The sequence below is a fragment of the Allobosea sp. Leaf344 genome, assembly GCF_001426225.1.
Lineage (GTDB): Bacteria > Pseudomonadota > Alphaproteobacteria > Rhizobiales > Beijerinckiaceae > Allobosea.
Genome location: NZ_LMRT01000009.1, coordinates 58,169 through 75,605, shown reverse-complemented (window position 1 = coordinate 75,605; position 17,437 = coordinate 58,169). Strand labels below are relative to the sequence as shown.

15 protein-coding genes are annotated in these 17,437 nt (G+C 67.6%); 8 read left to right on the top strand and 7 right to left on the bottom strand.

Annotation, left to right across the window (positions count from 1 at the left end; all coding sequences use genetic code 11):
* Positions 1–16: 16 nt before the first annotated feature.
* Complete coding sequence (locus ASG72_RS06415) at positions 17–991, top strand: polyprenyl synthetase family protein (RefSeq protein WP_082540140.1); 975 nt, start codon at positions 17–19, stop codon at positions 989–991.
* A 10-nt stretch (positions 992–1,001) separates the two neighbouring features.
* Here the strand turns inward: ASG72_RS06415 and ASG72_RS06410 are convergent, their stop codons facing one another.
* The 5 genes from ASG72_RS06410 to ASG72_RS06390 all read right to left on the bottom strand — a co-directional run bounded on the left by ASG72_RS06410 (position 1,002) and on the right by ASG72_RS06390 (position 7,433).
* Complete coding sequence (locus tag ASG72_RS06410; protein ID WP_056710296.1) at positions 1,002–2,282, bottom strand: hypothetical protein; 1,281 nt, start codon at positions 2,280–2,282, stop codon at positions 1,002–1,004.
* A 31-nt stretch (positions 2,283–2,313) separates the two neighbouring features.
* Positions 2,314–3,606, bottom strand: a complete 1,293-nt coding sequence (locus ASG72_RS06405; RefSeq protein WP_056710294.1) for an adenylosuccinate synthase — start codon at positions 3,604–3,606, stop codon at positions 2,314–2,316.
* Between the two features lie 223 nt (positions 3,607–3,829).
* Positions 3,830–5,530: a mucoidy inhibitor MuiA family protein gene (locus ASG72_RS06400; protein WP_056710292.1), complete on the bottom strand. Its 1,701-nt coding sequence runs from the start codon at positions 5,528–5,530 to the stop codon at positions 3,830–3,832.
* A gap of 156 nt (positions 5,531–5,686) precedes the next feature.
* Positions 5,687–6,241 (bottom strand): hypothetical protein, encoded by a 555-nt coding sequence (locus tag ASG72_RS06395; RefSeq protein ID WP_056710290.1) that lies wholly within the window; start codon positions 6,239–6,241, stop codon positions 5,687–5,689.
* Between the two features lie 16 nt (positions 6,242–6,257).
* Positions 6,258–7,433: a zinc-dependent alcohol dehydrogenase gene (locus ASG72_RS06390; protein ID WP_056710288.1), complete on the bottom strand. Its 1,176-nt coding sequence runs from the start codon at positions 7,431–7,433 to the stop codon at positions 6,258–6,260.
* A gap of 489 nt (positions 7,434–7,922) precedes the next feature.
* On the opposite strand from ASG72_RS06390, the gene ASG72_RS06385 reads away from it, so the two are divergent.
* From ASG72_RS06385 to bla, 5 genes are all read left to right on the top strand, one after another.
* On the top strand, positions 7,923–8,702 hold the full coding sequence (locus ASG72_RS06385) for a DUF5131 family protein (RefSeq protein ID WP_056710286.1): 780 nt from the start codon (positions 7,923–7,925) through the stop codon (positions 8,700–8,702).
* Between the two features lie 28 nt (positions 8,703–8,730).
* Positions 8,731–9,990 carry a three-Cys-motif partner protein TcmP gene (locus ASG72_RS06380; protein ID WP_056710284.1) on the top strand — a complete coding sequence of 420 codons (1,260 nt, stop codon included), beginning with the start codon at positions 8,731–8,733 and terminating at the stop codon, positions 9,988–9,990.
* Positions 9,991–10,157: 167 nt separating this feature from the next.
* Positions 10,158–11,336, top strand: a complete 1,179-nt coding sequence (locus tag ASG72_RS06375; protein ID WP_056710985.1) for a phosphoserine transaminase — start codon at positions 10,158–10,160, stop codon at positions 11,334–11,336.
* 123 nt (positions 11,337–11,459) lie between these two features.
* Complete coding sequence (serA, locus tag ASG72_RS06370; RefSeq protein WP_056710282.1) at positions 11,460–13,049, top strand: phosphoglycerate dehydrogenase; 1,590 nt, start codon at positions 11,460–11,462, stop codon at positions 13,047–13,049.
* A 170-nt stretch (positions 13,050–13,219) separates the two neighbouring features.
* Complete coding sequence (bla, locus tag ASG72_RS06365; RefSeq protein ID WP_056710278.1) at positions 13,220–14,212, top strand: class A beta-lactamase; 993 nt, start codon at positions 13,220–13,222, stop codon at positions 14,210–14,212.
* 7 nt (positions 14,213–14,219) lie between these two features.
* Here bla and ASG72_RS06360 read toward each other — a convergent pair whose 3' ends face one another.
* The gene (locus ASG72_RS06360) at positions 14,220–15,152 is read right to left on the bottom strand and encodes a DMT family transporter (RefSeq protein WP_056710277.1); all 933 of its coding nucleotides are present in this window, start codon (positions 15,150–15,152) and stop codon (positions 14,220–14,222) included.
* Between the two features lie 111 nt (positions 15,153–15,263).
* Between ASG72_RS06360 and ASG72_RS06355 the strand changes: the two genes are divergently transcribed.
* A complete protein-coding gene (locus tag ASG72_RS06355; protein ID WP_056710275.1) occupies positions 15,264–16,148 on the top strand; it encodes a type 1 glutamine amidotransferase in 885 nt (294 codons plus the stop codon).
* 27 nt (positions 16,149–16,175) lie between these two features.
* A complete protein-coding gene (locus ASG72_RS06350; RefSeq protein WP_156395835.1) occupies positions 16,176–16,439 on the top strand; it encodes a hypothetical protein in 264 nt (87 codons plus the stop codon).
* Positions 16,440–16,466: 27 nt separating this feature from the next.
* On the opposite strand, the gene purU is transcribed toward ASG72_RS06350, so the two are convergent.
* Complete coding sequence (gene purU, locus ASG72_RS06345) at positions 16,467–17,330, bottom strand: formyltetrahydrofolate deformylase (protein ID WP_156395834.1); 864 nt, start codon at positions 17,328–17,330, stop codon at positions 16,467–16,469.
* Positions 17,331–17,437 lie beyond the last annotated feature (107 nt).

Sequence of the window (17,437 nt, the reverse complement as noted above, 5' to 3'; positions counted from 1 at the left end):
AACGCGAGACCGGCCGATGAGTTCCACGCTGGGAGAGAGTTCCGCAGGCGCGGGCGACGCGCCGGGGCGACGGGCCCTGGCGGAAGGCCTGGCCGAGACCGCCGCCGAGATCGAGGCGCTGCTCGACGCGCTGCTCGGGCCGGAGCCGCTGCAGGGCGAGATCGCCCGGCCGCCGGTCCTGCTCGCGGCGATGCGGCACGGCAGTCTGGGCGGCGGCAAAAGGCTGCGGCCGTTCCTGGCGGTGGAGACGGCGGCGCTGTTCCAGGTCCCGCGCCGGCAGGCGCTGCGGGCCGGGGCGGCGCTCGAGCTGGTGCATTGCTATTCGCTCGTTCACGACGACCTCCCGGCGATGGATGATGACGATCTGCGCCGCGGAAAGCCAACCGTGCACAGGGCCTTCGACGAAGCCACGGCGATCCTCGCCGGCGACGGCCTGTTGACCCTGGCTTTCGACGTGATGGCCGATCCGGCGACCCATGGCTCCGGCGAGATCCGGGCGGCGCTGGTGCTCGCCCTTGCGCGGGCCTCGGGGCTCGGCGGCATGGCGGGCGGGCAGATGATCGATCTCGAAGCCGAGGGGCGCTTCGCCGGCGGGGTGCCGCAGCGCCTGCAGCCCGAGGCGATCCGCCGGCTGCAGGCGATGAAGACCGGGGCGCTGCTGGCGGCGAGCGTCGAGGTGGGCGCCATTCTCGGCGGGGCGGGTCCGCGGGAGCGGGCGGCCCTTCTGGCCTATGGCAGGGCGCTCGGCACCGCCTTCCAGGTCGCCGACGATATTCTGGACGTCGAGGCGACGCCGGAGGAGCTCGGCAAGGCGACGGCCAAGGACCAGGACCGGGGCAAGGCGACGCTGGTGGCCGCGCTCGGGCTCGCCGAGGCCAGGCGCGAGCGCGACAGGCTGGGCGAGCAGGCGGTGGCGGCGCTGGCTGCGTTCGGCGGCGAGGCCGACATGCTGCGCGACGCGGCGCGCTTCGCCGCGGCCCGGCGCAGCTGACCCGACAGGCTCAGCGCCAGCGGCTGAAGGCGTCGGTGAGCACCTGATTGCCCGGGATCCCCTTTTCGAAGGTGATGATCCCGCGGCGGCCGGAGGCGAAGCGGATCGGGATATCGATCCAGTTGCGGTTCAGGATCAGCTCGATATTGCGCTCGATCTCGATCGGCACATTGGACAGAGCGGCGACGAAGAGATTCTCGCCGAGCGCCGAATTGATCGCCGATAGCGGCGCGCCGCGCTCGCCCTCCTCGATCTTGAACTGCGGCACGCCGACCTCGCGCACCGCTTCCGAGACCTGCGGCCCGGTGCTGGTGAAGCGCAGCCCGATGATGTGCGAGGCGGGGAAGGCGTTGTCGGTGTTGCGCCGGATGGTGAAATCGAGGCCGAGCCCCGCTTCGGCGACTTCCAGCGTCGCCCGGACGATGGTCTCGACCGGGCGGCCCTGGCCGGCGCTTTCGCTGTCGAGCCGCCAGAAGACGCGGCCGTTGATCGCCCGGGGCTGCTGCGGATTGTCCGCCACCTCGGTGTAGAGGATGGCGCGCTGCGCGACGGCGACCTCGCTGCCGGTCGCGGCGCCGGTGCCGGCCGCCGGTCGCTGCGGCTGGGCCGGCGCCTCGCCGACGCGGTCGTTCAGCTTGCCGGCATTGTCGGGCTGCGCCGGCTGGGCCGGTGCCTCCGCGCGCGGGCGCTGCTGGGCGGTCTCGGGCGGGGCGACCTTGTTGACGTAATAGGCCGCGCCGGCGATCGCGGCGACGGCGATCGCAACCCCGACGCTGACGATGGCGGTGCGGACATGGCCCGGCTTGACCCGCTTCTCGCGTGGCGGAGCGATGCGCGGCCGGTTCGGCTGCGTCTCCGCGATCTCGGAAGGATCGCCGGCGAAGCCGTCTTCGCCGGCCGGCAGCGCCCGGGCGGGAGACGGCGCGGGCCGCGGCGGCAGGGGCGGGCTGATCGGCTGCGGCGGCTCGCTCTCGGCCGGGGGCTCGAGCGCCTCCGCCGGCTCCGCTGCGGGTTCCGGCTCGCGCTCGGGCTCCGGTGCCCGCTCGCGGATCATGGTTCCGCCCGGCTGCGGCTGCGGCGCATCGCCGTAATCGGCCTCGATCCGTGTCACGGCCTCGTCCAGCGCCAGCCGCTCGCGCATGATCTCGGCCTCGCCCAAGGGCGGGTCGAGGCTGCGGAGCTGGGTGACGAGTGCGTTCCTGGCCCGGTCGTAGATCGCCCGCCGCGCCTCCGGCGATTGATCGGCCAAGCCGGCAACCGCCCGCGCCAGGATGGGATAGAAATCGGCCATGGGCCTCACTTGTCGATGTTGGGGAGCCGCGTCAACCCTCGAATGGATTATGGACGAGGATCGTGTCGTCCCGCTCCGGGCTGGTCGAGAGCACGGCGACGGTGGCACCGATCAGCTCCTCGATGCGGCGGACATATTTGATGGCCTGGGCCGGCAGATCGGCCCAGGAACGGGCATTGGCGGTGGAGCCTTCCCAGCCCTGGATCGTCTCGTAGATCGGCTCGACGCGGGCCTGGTCGCTCTGGCCGGCCGGCAGATGCTCCAGCACCGCGCCGTCGAGCCTGTAGCCCGTGCAGACCTTGATCTCGCTGAAGCCGTCGAGAATATCGAGCTTGGTCAGGGCGATCCCGTCGATGCCCGAGGTCTTCACGGTCTGGCGGACGAGGCAGGCGTCGAACCAGCCGCAGCGGCGCTTGCGCCCGGTGACGACGCCGAATTCCTTGCCCTTCTGTCCGATCAGCTCGCCGATCTCGTCATGCAGCTCGGTCGGGAAGGGGCCTTCGCCGACGCGTGTCGTATAGGCCTTGGCGATGCCCAGGACATAGCCGACGGCGGAGGGGCCGAGCCCGGAGCCGGTCGCGGCCTGGCCGGCGACGATGTTGGAGGAGGTGACAAAGGGGTAGGTGCCGTGGTCGACATCGAGCAGCGCGCCCTGCGCGCCTTCGAAGAGGATGCGCCTGCCGGCCCGCTTCTGCCCGTCGAGCAGCGCCCAGACCGTGTCGGCGAAGGGCAGGATCTCGGGGGCGATCGCCTTGAGCTGGCCGAGCAGCTCGCCGCCATCGACCTCGGCGATGCCCAGCCCGCGGCGCAGCGCGTTGTGATGCGCCAGCAGACGCTCGATCTTGGCCTCGAGGATCGCGGGATCCTTGAGATCGATGACGCGGATGGCGCGGCGGCCGACCTTGTCCTCATAGGCGGGGCCGATGCCGCGCTTGGTCGTGCCGATCTTCAGCGTCGCGTTGGAGGTCTCGCGGAAATGGTCGAGCTCGCGGTGGAGCGGCAGGATCAGCGTCGCATTATCGGCGATGCGCAGATTATCCGGGGTGATCGCGACGGACTGGGCGCGCAGCTTGGCGATTTCCTCGACCAGATGCCAGGGATCGACCACCACGCCATTGCCGATGACGGAGAGCTTGCCCGGGCGGACGATGCCCGAGGGCAGCAGCGAGAGCTTGTAGACATTGCCGTCGATGACGAGCGTATGCCCGGCATTATGGCCGCCCTGGAAACGCACCACCACATCGGCCTGGCTCGACAGCCAGTCGACGATCTTGCCCTTGCCCTCGTCGCCCCATTGGGCGCCGACCACCACCACATTCGCCATGGGTTTTAAGTCCCGCTTGCCTTGCGTGCGTTGCTGTTCGAACTCGTCTGCGCAAGCGCCGCGTTCATCAAAAACCCCGGCCAGGACCGGGGTTCGAAGGCTGGTTCTTGCAAGCCCTCTTGAGCCAAGAGGGCTGCGAGGTCAAGGGCGGAGCTGCCGGCGGCGGGCCCGCCGGCCCGGTCGCGCCTCTCCTGCGGGGCGTCCGGACGGGCCCGACCCAGGCCTATCGCGGCATCGGCAGGGGCACGGGGACCGGCTGGTCCTGCGCCTCATAGGTCAGCTCGCGGTCTCCCGGCCATTTGATGCGGTAGGACAGTCTGATCTCCTTTTCCGCGGCGGGGGCGAGGTCGAAGGTCCAGGCCAGAACGCCGCGCTTGTCGGCGACCTGCTTCTCCGCCGGCGGCGTCGTCGCGGGCAGGAGCTCGACGGCGATCGCGCTGTTCTCCGAGAAGGGAATGCGCTCGGTCACGGTGATCTTCACCGGCTGGGCGTGCAGGCTCTTCACCACCGTGCGGAATTCGCGCAGATCGGTGCGGGTCTGGCCGATCCAGCCGGCCTCGCTCTCGCGGCGGCGCAGCGGGGCGCGGGTGACCTTGAGCCGGTCGTCGGCGCCGAAGCCGAGCTCCACCCGGTCGCCGGGGGCGACCAGCCCGACGCGGCCGCGGCCGATATAGCTGCCGTCGCGATGCAGCAGGACCTCGCCCGGCAGCAGCGGCACGTCCTCGCCCGGGACGAAGCCGGCCTCGAGATAGGCGCGCTGCTCGAGCTCCGGCGCGATCCTTGCGCCGAGCGTCGGAACGGGCCGGGTTTCGCTGAGGATGACGGTCTTGGAGGTGCCGTCCTCGGGCACGCTGACGCGGCCGGGAACGGTGAAGCCCGCCTGGTAGGGTCCGGCCTCGATGGCGGCCATCTGCACCTCGGCGGGGCGTGAATCGGCCTGGCGCTGGCTTTTGGCCGCCTCCATCTCGGCCTCGGCCTTGGCGCGGGCGGCGGCCATCGGGGCGGGGGCGGCGGCACCGCGGCGGGTCTCGTACAGTGCCGGCGGCTCGAAGAACAGGACCTGCAGCGGCGGGAGGTCCGGGGCGCGCGTGCCGCCGGCGGAGCGCGTGGTGGAGAGGGAGAGCGCGACGTCGTTCCAGGCCTCGCCGCTGCGCTGGCGCAGTTCGGCGCGGCGGATGAAGGCGAGCTCGGGCTTGCCGTCCTGGCCGGCGGTGGTCAGCCGCGCCTCGTATTGCGGGGTCCAGCCGGCCCCGGAGACGCGGTAGCTGACGGTAAATTCCGCGGCCACCGGCTTCTGCGCGTCGACCGCGATGGTCACGTCCCGCTTCGGCGCGCCTTGCCTGCCCTGCTGCGGGCGCGCCCGCTCCAGCGCCGCGATCTCGGCCGCGACGTCCTCGACCCGGACCCGCACGCCGCGCAGCTCGGCCTGGACCTTGACCAAAGCCGTGCCGATCGCGTCGAAGACCGCCGGCCAATCGGCGACGGGCAGCGCCTTGCCGTCCGGACCCAGCCTGTCGGGACCGGTCTTGGCGAAGGTCTCGATCGTGCCGCGCTTGGCCTCGATGGCGGCGATCTGGCCTTCCAGCCCCGCCTTTTCCTCGCGCAGCGCCTTGAGCTTGGCCTCGATCGTCTGGTCCAGCCCGGCCCGCGCATCGCCCGGCACGAGCCTGACGTCCACGGCACCGATGGCGAAGGAGCCGTCGCCCCGTGCCTCGACGCGGATCGAGGCGGGGTCGATCGTGGCCGGCAGCCCGCGCAGCACCAGCTGGGAGGATCCGGCCAAGAGTTCCGCCCGGCCGAGCCGCGTCACTACCGCCCCATCCGGATAGACCGTGACCCGGTCGATCCGGCTCGCGAGATCGACCTCCGCGGCGGAAGCGAGGCCAGGCGCCAGGATCAGGGCAGCGGCAAATCGGCTCATCATCTTGTCTATCCCCCAGTGAATAATGTGGGGGATAGGCGCGCGCAAATCCGGCGACGGGAAGGCGCAATTGTGCCGGAGTGGGGGATGTTCGTTAACGCGGCGGGGGCGGGGCGAGAGCGGGAGCCGCGGCTGGCGGCTCCCGCGCCCGGTCTTCGCTCAGCGAGGCAGCTCGGCGCGCATGTCGCGCGGCGTCGTGAAGCTTTCGGCGGCGCGGCCGCGCGCCGCCGTCACCCCGCTGGGGAAGCCGGTGCGGCGCCCGTAATCGGCCGGCTTCAGATCGCTGCGGGCATGCACGGCGCCGGCGGCCTTGGCCGTGAGGATGTCGATGACGGTGATGCCGGCCACCATGATAATCGCGGTTGATACGGTGGAGCGCCTGGGGTTGAAGCCCCGCAGACCCTCGCGCAGCACGGCGAGATCCAGAAGATCGCCGGCGACGCGGCTCCACAGCCCCGCCTTCTTGTCGACGGAGAGGCTGAGGAAGCCGCTCGCGATCTCGCGCAGGCCGAAGCTGCGCACCAGGCCTTCGCGCCCCGGCATGCCGAGCGCGCGGGTGATGCTCGCGGCGGCGACCAGTTCGGTGACGCCGAGCGCGATGCTGAACCAGCCGAGATTGCGGGCCATCCGGTCGCTCGCCGGCAGCGAACTCGGGCCGGAGCGGATGATCTTGGGGTCGCCCTTGGAGCGGACGAGGTTCGAGAGAGAAGTCACGCGGGCCTCCTTCGGCTCAGGGTTTGAGAACGACCTTGATGCAGCTGTCCTGCTTGTCGCGGAACACCCTGTACATCTCCGGCCCGTCCTCCAGCCGGACGGTGTGGGTGATGACAAAGGACGGGTCGATCTGACCCTCCTCGATGCGGCGCAGCAGGTCGTCGGTCCAGCGGTTCACATGGGTCTGGCCCATGCGGAAGGTCAGGCCCTTGTTCATCGCCATGCCGATCGGCAGCTTGTCGACGAGCCCGCTATAGACGCCGGGGATCGAGATCACGCCCGCCGGCCGGCAGACATAGATCATCTCGCGCAGCACATGGGGGCGGTCGTTCTCCATCATCATCATCTGCATCGCCCGGTCCATGATCGTGTCGGGCTGCGCCATCGAGACATGGCTCTCCATGCCGACCGCGTCGATGCATTTCTCCGGCCCCTTGCCGCCGGTCAGCTCGTCCAGCCGCTCGATCACGCTCTCGGTCTTGAAATCGATGGTGATCGCGCCGCCGGCCTGGGCCATGGACAGCCGCTCGGGCAGGCAGTCGATGGCGACGACCTGTCTGGCGCCGAGCAGGATGGCGCTGCGGATCGCCATCTGGCCGACCGGGCCGCAGCCCCAGATCGCTACGGTATCGGTGGGCTGGATGTCGCATTGCACGGCGGCCTGCCAGCCGGTGGGGAAGATGTCGCTGAGGAAGAGCAGCTTCTCGTCGCTGATGCCCTCGGGCACCTTGATATGGGTCGCGTCGGCGAAGGGTACGCGCAGATATTCCGCCTGCCCGCCGGGATAGCCGCCGGTGAGATGGGTATAGCCGAAGAGCCCGGCGGTGGCGTGGCCGAAGACCTTGTCGGCGAGATCCTTGCGCCGGTTGCTCTTCTCGCAGACGGAGTAGTTGCCGCGCCGGCACTGCTCGCATTCGCCGCAGAAGATGGTGAAGGGCACGACGACGCGATCGCCCTTCTTCAGCTTGCCGTTGAGGCCGGAGCCGGTCTCGACGACCTCGCCCATGGCCTCGTGGCCCATGATGTCGCCGGGCATCATCGCCGGCACGAGATTATGGAAGAGATGCAGATCGGAGCCGCAAATGGCGCAGCTCGTCACCTTGATGATGGCGTCGCGCGGATCCTCGATCTCGGGATCGCTGACCGTATCGCAGCGGATATCTTCCTTGCCGTGCCAGACCAATGCTCGCATCGAGGCTCTCCTGTCGCGGGGGACGCCCCGGGCCGGGGGCATTGCAGGGCCAACAACGGGAGAGGGAAGGGGTTCCGTGGGTTTGGGATTTGGGGAGTGGGGGGGGTTCGGCGGTCTGCGCCGCCGCGGCCTATTGATCGATGCCTGGGTTGGGAAGCGGTCCATCGCGCTGCGACCGACCAGGCTCGCTGTTCTATTGCGGCCTCCCTTCTAGGAGACGCAACATTACTATGGCCGAAGATCTCTCCAACGCCCGGATATTGAACGCCTCAGCGCCGTTTTATAGGCGCTTCACAGCCGCTTCATCCTGCCCTTGAACGACGTGCCAGAAAGCGCGCGATCTGTTCACAGGGGTGAATATCGAGACGATCGAATTTAGTTCCCAGGGTCACGGTACTGACAAAGCCAGGGGCGCCTCCGAAGTCATTATCACTTCGTTATGCATGCACCTCACAGTAGGGTGCGTTGTGGAGCCACAGGAGGCCGACCATGGCTGAGACCGATATTGAATGGACGGATGCGACTTGGAACCCGGTGGCAGGATGCTCGATCGTCTCTGCTGGCTGCACGCACTGCTACGCCATGGAGATGGCGCGTCGGCTCGACGCCATGGGCATAGAGAAATACAGCGGCTTGGTGCGAAGGAGCGGCAACCGCACGATTTGGAACGGCGTCGTTCGAGAGGATCAAGCCGCGTTGGCCATCCCGGCGAGATGGTCACGGCCACGCAAGATCTTCGTGAACTCGATGAGCGATTTGTTTCATGAATTGGTTTCGGAGAGTTTTATCGCCCAAGTCTGGGAGGTGATGGAGAATACGCCTCGCCACCATTATCAGATACTGACCAAACGGCCCGATCGCATGGCCCATGTCCTCCAGAGCTGGAATAAGGCTCCTCTGCAGAATGTCTGGCTCGGCACAAGTGTAGAAAATGCGAGCGTCGCCGGTCGTATCGATATGCTTCGAGGCGTTCCTGCGAGCATCCGCTTCATCTCGTTCGAGCCGCTGATTGGGTCGGTTGGCGATGTCGATCTTCGAGGGATCGACTGGGCAATTGTCGGCGGTGAGAGTGGCCGATTTGCGCGACCAATCCGCGAAGCGTGGATCGACGAAATCCACGATCAATGCTCGGTGGCCGGCACCGCTTTTTTCTTCAAACAATGGGGGACTTGGGGAAAAGACAACAAAAAGCGGTCCAAGAAAGCGAACGGGCGCGAATATCGCGGACGGGTATGGGACCAAATGCCAAACACTGAGCAGCGGGTGTAGGGCCATAGGGCCTTTTGTGAGGGGCGGGATGGTGAAAGTTCGATACACGTGGTCTGCTGGCGCCAGCCTCGGCGACCACTCCCGCCGGAAACATAAGATTCTCAGAGAATATCTTCGAGCATACCTGAGGGTGCGCTGCTCCCTGCCACGCGAGCGATTTCGGATTGCAATCGTCGATGGCTTCGCCGGCGGAGGACAATACGACGATGGGGCTGTAGGGTCTCCTCTGATCATCATCGAGGAGCTGCTGCTGGCTTCACAGGCATTGAATGCCGAGCGAGCGGATCAAGGGGCTCGTGCTCTGGAGATCGAGTGCCTGCTGATTCTGAATGAGGCAGATCCAGATGCGCTACAGTTGCTCCGCGAGCTGTGCGAACCGCGCCTCGCGGCAATAAAGGAAGGTACTCCTCGGCTGCACATTTCACCACACTATCTCAACGCGGAATTCGAGGTTGCATATCCAAAGATTAAGGATCTGATAGCAGCTGGACGCTATCGGAACGCGATTTTCAACCTCGACCAGTACGGTTATGCTCAAGTGGCTCGGGCCACGATGCAGGACATTATGTCATCGACCCAGTCTTCCGAGATAATCTATACCTTCGCAATTCAGAGTCTGCTGACGTTTCTAAGCAAGACAGATCCCGCGATCTTGCAGCAGCAGCTTAGCCCTTTTGGTCTTGGCGAGAATGTCCCCGCAGATCTCGATGGCCTCGTCAGTAAGCGGGATTGGCTGGGTGCCGCAGAGCGCCTGGTTTTTTCAACGTTTCGGAACATCGCCGCATTCAGCAGCCCCTTCTCCATCAACAACCCTGACGGCTGGCGCTATTGGCTCGTTCATTTCGCCAATAACTTTCGAGCACGCCAAGTTTACAACAACGTCCTGCATCAAAACGCGTCCTATCAGGCCCATTTCGGCCGCTCTGGCCTGAACATGCTGGCATATGATCCTGGGCAGGATGGCGGCCTGCTGTATCTGTTCGAACAGCAAGACCGGGCAGCTGCGCACGAGCAATTGCTGACGGACATACCTCGGTTCGTCACCGACTTCGGTGACATGATGTCAGTCGGCGAGTTCTACGAGGCGGTCTACAACGCCACCGCGGCTCATTCTGACGATATCCACGAGGCGATGATCGGGAGCGGCGAACTTCACGTGATGACCGCGGACGGCGGCGAGAGGCGCAGAGCCAATACGATCTCCATCACTGACACCTTGAAACTCCGTCATCAGCGAAGCCTGTTCCCGATGTTCTTCAGCGGTAGCCGAACCTTACCGAGGGAATAAACTCCGAATTTTAAAAATCCACTTTGTTACGTTCGATCGTTCATTTGTTACCATTCGAAACTTCACACCACCCCCACCCTTGACACCCCCACCCCCGTCGCCTTACCCCCGTCGACGGGACACGCCACCCCACCGTGGCGCGCCCATCTGCAAGGATGGAGACATCGATGGCGAATACGGTTCCGGCCGCGCTTCCGCGCGTGCCGCATTTCTCGTCCGGCCCCTGCGCGAAGCGCCCCGGCTGGTCGCTCAAGGCCCTCTCCGGCGCAGCGCTCGGGCGCTCCCACCGCGCCAAGATCGGCAAGGACAAGCTCAAGCTGGCGATCGACCTGACCCGCGAGGTGCTGCAGGTCCCGGCGGATTATCGCATCGGCATCGTGCCGGCCTCCGATACCGGGGCGGTCGAGATGGCGATGTGGTCGCTGCTCGGCGCGCGCGGCGTCGACATGGTGGCCTGGGAAAGTTTTGGCGAGGGCTGGGTGACCGATGTCGCCAAGCAGCTGAAGCTCGCCGATGTCCGCACCATCACCGCGCCCTATGGCGCCCTGCCGAATCTGAAGTCGGTCGACAGCCGGACGCGCGACGTCGTCTTCACCTGGAACGGCACGACCTCGGGCGTGCGCGTGCCGGATGCGAGCTGGATCGCCGATGACCGCGAGGGGCTGACGATCTGCGACGCCACCTCCGCCGCCTTCGCGCAGCGGCTCGACTGGCCGAAGCTCGATGTCACCACCTTCTCCTGGCAGAAGGTGCTCGGCGGCGAGGCCGCCCATGGCATGATCATCCTGTCGCCGCGTGCGGTCGAGCGGCTGACCACCTACAAGCCGGCCTGGCCGCTGCCGAAAATCTTCCGCATGACCTCGGGCGGCAAGCTGATCGAGGGGATCTTCGTCGGCGAGACGATCAACACGCCCTCGATGCTGGCGGTGGAGGATTATCTCGACGCGCTCGCCTGGGCGCAGAAGGTCGGCGGGCTCGACGGGCTGGTGAAGCGGGCCGACGGCAATTTCCGGGTGCTCGCCAAATTCGTGCGCGAGAACGACTGGATCGACTTCCTGGCGGTGAAGCCGAAGACGCGCTCGAACACCTCGGTCTGCCTGAAATTCACCGATCCGGCCGTGACCGCGCTGCCGGCCGAGGCGCAGGCGGCCTTCGCCAAGCAGGTGGTGTCGATCATCGAGAAGGCCGGCGCGGGCTATGATCTCGGCCATTACCGCGACGCCCCTCCCGGCCTCAGGATCTGGTGCGGCGCCACCGTCCAGGCGCGCGACCTCAAGGCGCTGCTGCCCTGGATCACCTATGCCTTCAACGAGGCCAAGGCCGGCCTGAGCAAGAAGGCGGCTTGAGGCGAGCGCTGCGCGCCGGGCAGTCGGGAACGGGCAGTCGGCAGTCGGGGAACCGACGCCGACGCCTCCCTGCGACTGCCGACTGCCTAATGCCGACTGCCCCTCCATTCATCGGATCGTCCCATGACCGCTCCACGCGTATTGATTTCCGACGCCCTCTCCCCCGCAGCCGTGCAGATCTTCCGGGATCGCGGCATCGAGGTGACGTTCGATCCCGCTCTCGGCAAGGACAAGGACAGGCTCGCCGCGATGATCGGCGAGTATGACGGCCTCGCCATCCGCTCGGCCACCAAGGCCACAGCCAAGCTGCTGGAAGCCGCGACCCGGCTGAAGGTGATCGGCCGCGCCGGCATCGGCGTCGACAATGTCGAGATCCCGGCCGCGACGGCGCGCGGCATCATCGTGATGAACACGCCCTTCGGTAATTCGATCACCACCGCCGAGCACGCCATCGCCATGATGTTCGCGCTCGCCCGCCAGATTCCGGCCGCCGACCTCTCCACCCAGGCCGGGAAATGGGAGAAGAACCGCTTCATGGGGGTGGAGATCACCGCCAAGACGCTGGGGCTGATCGGCTGCGGCAATATCGGCTCGATCGTGGCCGACCGCGCCATCGGGCTGAAGATGCGGGTGATCGCCTTCGATCCCTATCTGACGCCGGAGCGGGCCGTGCAGCTCGGGGTCGAGAAGGTCGAGCTCGACGAGCTGCTGAAGCGGGCGGATTTCATCACGCTGCACGTGCCGATGACCGAGAAGACCCGCAACATCCTCTCGGCGGAGAACCTCGCCAAGACGAAGAAGGGCGTGCGCATCGTCAATTGCGCCCGCGGCGGGCTGGTCGACGAGGCGGCGCTGGCGGAGCTGATCCGCTCGGGCCATGTCGCGGGGGCGGCCTTCGACGTGTTCTCGGTCGAGCCGGCGGAGACGAACCCGCTGTTCGGGCTGGAGAACGTGGTCTGCACGCCGCATCTCGGCGCCGCCACCAGCGAGGCGCAGGAGAATGTCGCGCTGCAGGTGGCCGAGCAGATGAGCGACTACCTGCTCAAGGGCGCGATCACCAACGCCGTCAACTTCCCCTCGATCTCGGCGGAGGAAGCGCCGCGGATCAAGCCCTTCGTGGCGCTGGCTGAGAAGCTCGGCTCCTTCCTGGGCCAACTCACGGAAGCGCCGGTGAAGGCGATCCGCATCGAATATGAGGGCGCCGTCGCGGCGCTGAACCTGAAGGCGATCTCGGCCGCCGCGATCACCGGGGTGCTGCGGCCCTTCCTGCCCGAGATCAACATGGTCAACGCCGCGATGGCGGCGAAGGACAAGGGCATCGTGGTCGAGGAGCTGACGCGCGAGGTGGCGGGCAATCTCGAAAGCGTCATCCGCATCGTGGTCGAGGCCGAGGACATGCCCCGCCATGCCTCCGGCACCGTGTTCCAGGACGGCAAGCCGCGCATCGTCGAGATCCGCGACATCCAGATCGACGCCGAATTCGCGCCGCACATGCTCTATGTCCGCAATGCCGACAAACCGGGTTTCATCGGCCAGTTCGGCTCGCTGCTCGGGGAGGCCGGCGTCAATGTCGCGACCTTCAATCTCGGCCGCGACAGGCCGGGCGGCGATGCGATCTGCTTCGTCGCGATCGACGAGGCCGTCTCCGACACGCTGCTCGACAGGATCCACGAGATCCCGATGGTGAAGCGGGCGCGCCGGCTGAAGTTCTGAAAAGGGCTGCGCGCCGGATCCCCGGTGACGCGCGGCTGCCGAGGCCGTCGCTGCGCGCTCCCGAGGTCTGACGCCCTCCGGGAGCGCGGAACATCGGCCCGCAGCCTTTCGGCCAGCCTCAACCCCGCCGCAATCGCTCGCTCCCTTGCCGGCACCCGAGGGAGAGATTCATGCTGCGCCGCGCCGCCTTTTGCCTGCTTTGCCTGTTCGTAACGCCCGCTCTCGCCGATTGGGACCGGGCGCGGCTCGACAGGGAGATCGCGGCCCTGGAGCAGCGGTCGCAGGGGCGGCTCGGCGTGGCGCTGCTCGATCTGCGCGATCGCGAGCTCTGGTCGCATCGCGGCGCCGAGAGCTTCCCGATGCAGAGCGTCTTCAAGCTGCCGCTGGCGATCGCGGTGCTGCAGGCGGTGGAGGCGGGGAGGCTGAAGCTCGACCAGCCGATCACCATCCATCGCCGCGAATTCTCGCTGTATCACAGCCCGCTCGCCAAGGCCTTCAAGGGCGAGAGCAACGCCTATCCGGTGCGCGAGCTGATCCGGCTCGCGGCCGGCGAGAGCGACAATACCGCGGCCGACATCCTGATGCGCGAGATCGGCGGGCCGAAGACCGTGACCGCGATGCTGAAGGCCGGCGACATCGCCGGCATCTCGGTCGATCGCTACGAGCGTGAATTCCAGCCGGAGATCTATGGGCTGCCGGGCTTCGCCTGGAGCGAGGCGATCGACGAGCCGGCCTATCGGGCGCGGCTGGCGAAGCTCGATCCGCAGCGCAGGCAGCGGGCGCTGGCGGCGGCGCTGAAGGACAAGCGCGATGCCAGCACGCCGGAGGCCAGCGTGCTGTTCCTGGAGGCCCAGGCCAAGGGCAATTGGCTGCGCGATCCCGCGCATAGCCGGCTGATCGACCGGATCGCCACGGATTCGCCGACCGGGCCGAAGCGGATCAAGGCCGGGCTGCCTTCGGGCGCGCGCTTCGCCCACAAGACCGGGCTCGGCCTGACGCTGGACGGGATCAACCACGCGACCAATGATATCGGCGTGGTGAGGCTGCCGGACGGCCGCGCCTTCGCCATCGCGGTCTATCTCGCCGGATCGCGCGCCGATGAGGCGACGCGGGAAGCGACCCATGCCGCCATGGCGCGGCTGGCGGTCGCGGCCCTGAAATAGGCCGCGGTCAGACGCGCTTGGCCAGGCGCTCGGCGATGAAGATGCCGCCGAGCACCAGCAGCAGCGCCAGCCCGTGATAGAGGGCGAGCTGCTCGCCCAGGATCAGCACGGCGAGGATCGGCGCGAAGACCGGGACGAGATTGACGAAGACGCCGGCGCGGCCGGGGCCGATCAGCTCGACCGCGCGCATGAAGAAGAGCTGCGACAGGATCGAGGGGCCGATCGCGACATAGAGCAGGATCAGCCAGCCTTTCGGCGCTTCCAGCACGAAGGCGCCGTTCGCCAGCTCGATAGCGAGCAGCGGCAGCGAGACCAGGCAGGCGACCATGGCCAGCGCCGAGAAGAAGACCAGACCCGGCACTTGCGGCCGCGCGCGGATCGCAACCGTGTAGCCGGCATAGAAGGTGCAGGCGACGATCATGAAGACGTCGCCGGCGGCGAAGGCGAATTGCCGGAGCACGGCGAGTTCGCCGCGGCTCGCCACCACGGCGACGCCGAGCAGCGTGACCAGCACGCCCAGCGCCTGGACCGGGCCGATCGGCGTGCGATAGGCAAGGAAGGCGCCGATCAGCACGAAGACCGGGATCGAGCCCTGGAGAATGCCGATATTGATCGCGGTGGTGGAATAGGCGGCGAGATACATCAGGGCGTTGAAGGCGGTGAAGCCGACCGTGCCCATCGCCACCACGAATTTCCAGCGGGCCCGCAGCACCGGCCAATGCGCGCGGATCTGATGGCGCAGCAGGATCGGCATCACCGCGCAGACGATGACCCAGCGCAGCGAGGTCAGCGCCATCGGCGAGATGCTGCCCACGGCGAGGCGCCCGGCCACGGCGTTGCCGCCCCACATCAGCGTCGTCAGCGTCAGCAGCAGATAGGCGTTGCCCCAGAGGCGATGCTTCAGGCTCTGCGGCTGGGTCGGCGGGGAGGAGGGGGCCAAGGGATGCGCCTGTCACGGGGTTCGAGCCCTGCAATAGCCTTGCGCGCGCTTCGCGTCATGTGAGAAGAGGCGCAAGGCCGCCCGTCGCCCGACGCATCCCAGATCCCAGCCATGCTCCAGATCGCCCCCAAGCCGCTTCGCCTGCTCGTCGTCGACGGCAATATCCGCTCCCAGCGCGATGCCTGGGCCGCAGGCTATCGCGATCTGTCGCCGGCTGCCGCCTATGCGGAGGAGGTGCTGGCGATCGTGCCGGATGCGGTGACGGATCTGTGCTTCCCCGCCGATGAGGGCGCCAATCTGCCTGATGGGGCGGGGCTGCAATCCTATGACGGCATCTTCCTGACCGGCTCGGCCCTGCACATCTATCATGACGATCCCGCCATCACCCGCCAGATCGAGCTGATGCGGGCGATCTATGCCAGCGGCACGCCCTGTTTCGGCTCGTGCTGGGGCATTCAGATGGGGGCGGTCGCGGCCGGAGGCAGCGTCACCGCCAATCCGCGCGGCCGCGAGGTCGGCTTCGCCCGGCGCATCACCATGACGGAGGCCGGGCGCAGCCATCCGCTGCTGGCCGGCCGGCCGCTCGCCTTCGACGCGCCCGCCATCCATCTCGACGCCATCGCGCTGCCGCCGGCCGGCACCAGCGTGCTGGCCTCGAATGCCTACAGCGCCGTTCACGCCGCCGAGATCCGCCATGGCGGCGGCGTTTTCTGGGGCGTGCAATATCATCCGGAATTCTCGCTGACGCAGGTCGCGGCCATTCTGGCGCGGATGAAGCCGCTGCTGGTGGCGGAAGGCATCCGCAAGGACGAGGCGCAGGCCCAGGCCTGGATCGACGAGATCCTGGCGCTCGATGCCGATCCCGCCCGCTTCGACCTCGCCTGGGCGCATGGGCTGGACGAGCAGGTGCTGGATGCGCGGCTGCGCGTGACCGAGCTGCGCAATTTCCTGAACCACCGCGTTCGCCCGCAGCAGAGTGAACGCGGCCGGGCGTGAGCCGGCAGCGTCGACCGCACGAGGACCATGATGGCCAAGAAGACGCCGGAACAGCTGGCCAAGGAGTTCGAGGGGCGCAAGGCCAAGGGCCTGGCCAAGGGCGGCGCCGCCTATTGGCCGAATGTGCTGGCCAACGCGGTGCTGAAGCAGGTCGCTGCCGGCGAGCCCGTGACGGTGGCGGCGCTGATGGCGCGGGTCGAGGCCGATGCGCAGACGCAGGACGTCATGGTCAAGGCCGGCGCCGAGGAAGCGCTGGCCCGGCTGCGGCAGGCGATCGCGAAAGGCGCGTGAGCGCCGAGGCCCGCTGCGTTTGGGCCGTCAGTCGGTGAACACCACGGTCTTGCGGCCGTTCAGCAGGACCCTGTCCTCGAGATGATGCAGCACGGCGCGCGCCAGCACCCGGCGCTCGATGTCGCGGCCCTTGCGGATCAGATCCTCCGGCGTGTCGCGATGCGAGATGCGCTCGACATCCTGCTCGATGATCGGCCCCTCGTCGAGGTCCGGCGTGACGTAATGCGCGGTCGCGCCGATCAGCTTCACCCCGCGCTCATGCGCCTGGTGATAGGGCTTGGCGCCCTTGAAGCCGGGCAGGAAGGAGTGGTGGATGTTGATGCAGCGCCCGAGCAGCCTGGCCGAGAGCTCGTCCGACAGGATCTGCATGTAGCGGGCGAGGATGACGAGGTCGGCCTGCGTCTCCTGCACCAGCGTCCAGAGCTGCGCCTCCTGCTCGGCCTTGGTCTGCCGGGTCACCGGCAGATGGTGGAAGGGCAGCTCGCCGATATCGGTGGTGGCGATGCTGTCGCGGCCATGGTTGGAGACGATGCCGACGATCTCCATCGGCAATTCGCCGATGCGCCAGCGATAGATCAGATCGGCCAGGCAATGATCGAATTTCGAGACCAGCAGCAGGACGCGCTTGGTCCGCAGGGTCTCCCGCAGCGTGAATTCCATGGCGAAGCGCTGGGCCAGCGCCTCCACCGCACCATGGATGGCCGAATGGGGCTGGCTGTCCGGCAGGCGGTTGAAGACGACGCGCATGAAGAAGCGGCCCGTCTCGGTATCGTCGAACTGCTGCGCGTCGAGGATGTTGCAGCCGGCCTCGAACAGCAGGGTCGAGACGGCGGCGACGATGCCCGGGCGGTTCGGGCAGGACAGGGTCAGGATGGCGGTCTCGTCTGGCATGGGCATAGCCGCCGGCTCGGGCGGCTCCTCGGCTGAGTTCTGGGAGGCGGACGGATGGGACGCGCGCGTCGCGCTGCACTCAACCTCGGCCGGGGCGGCCCCGCCGA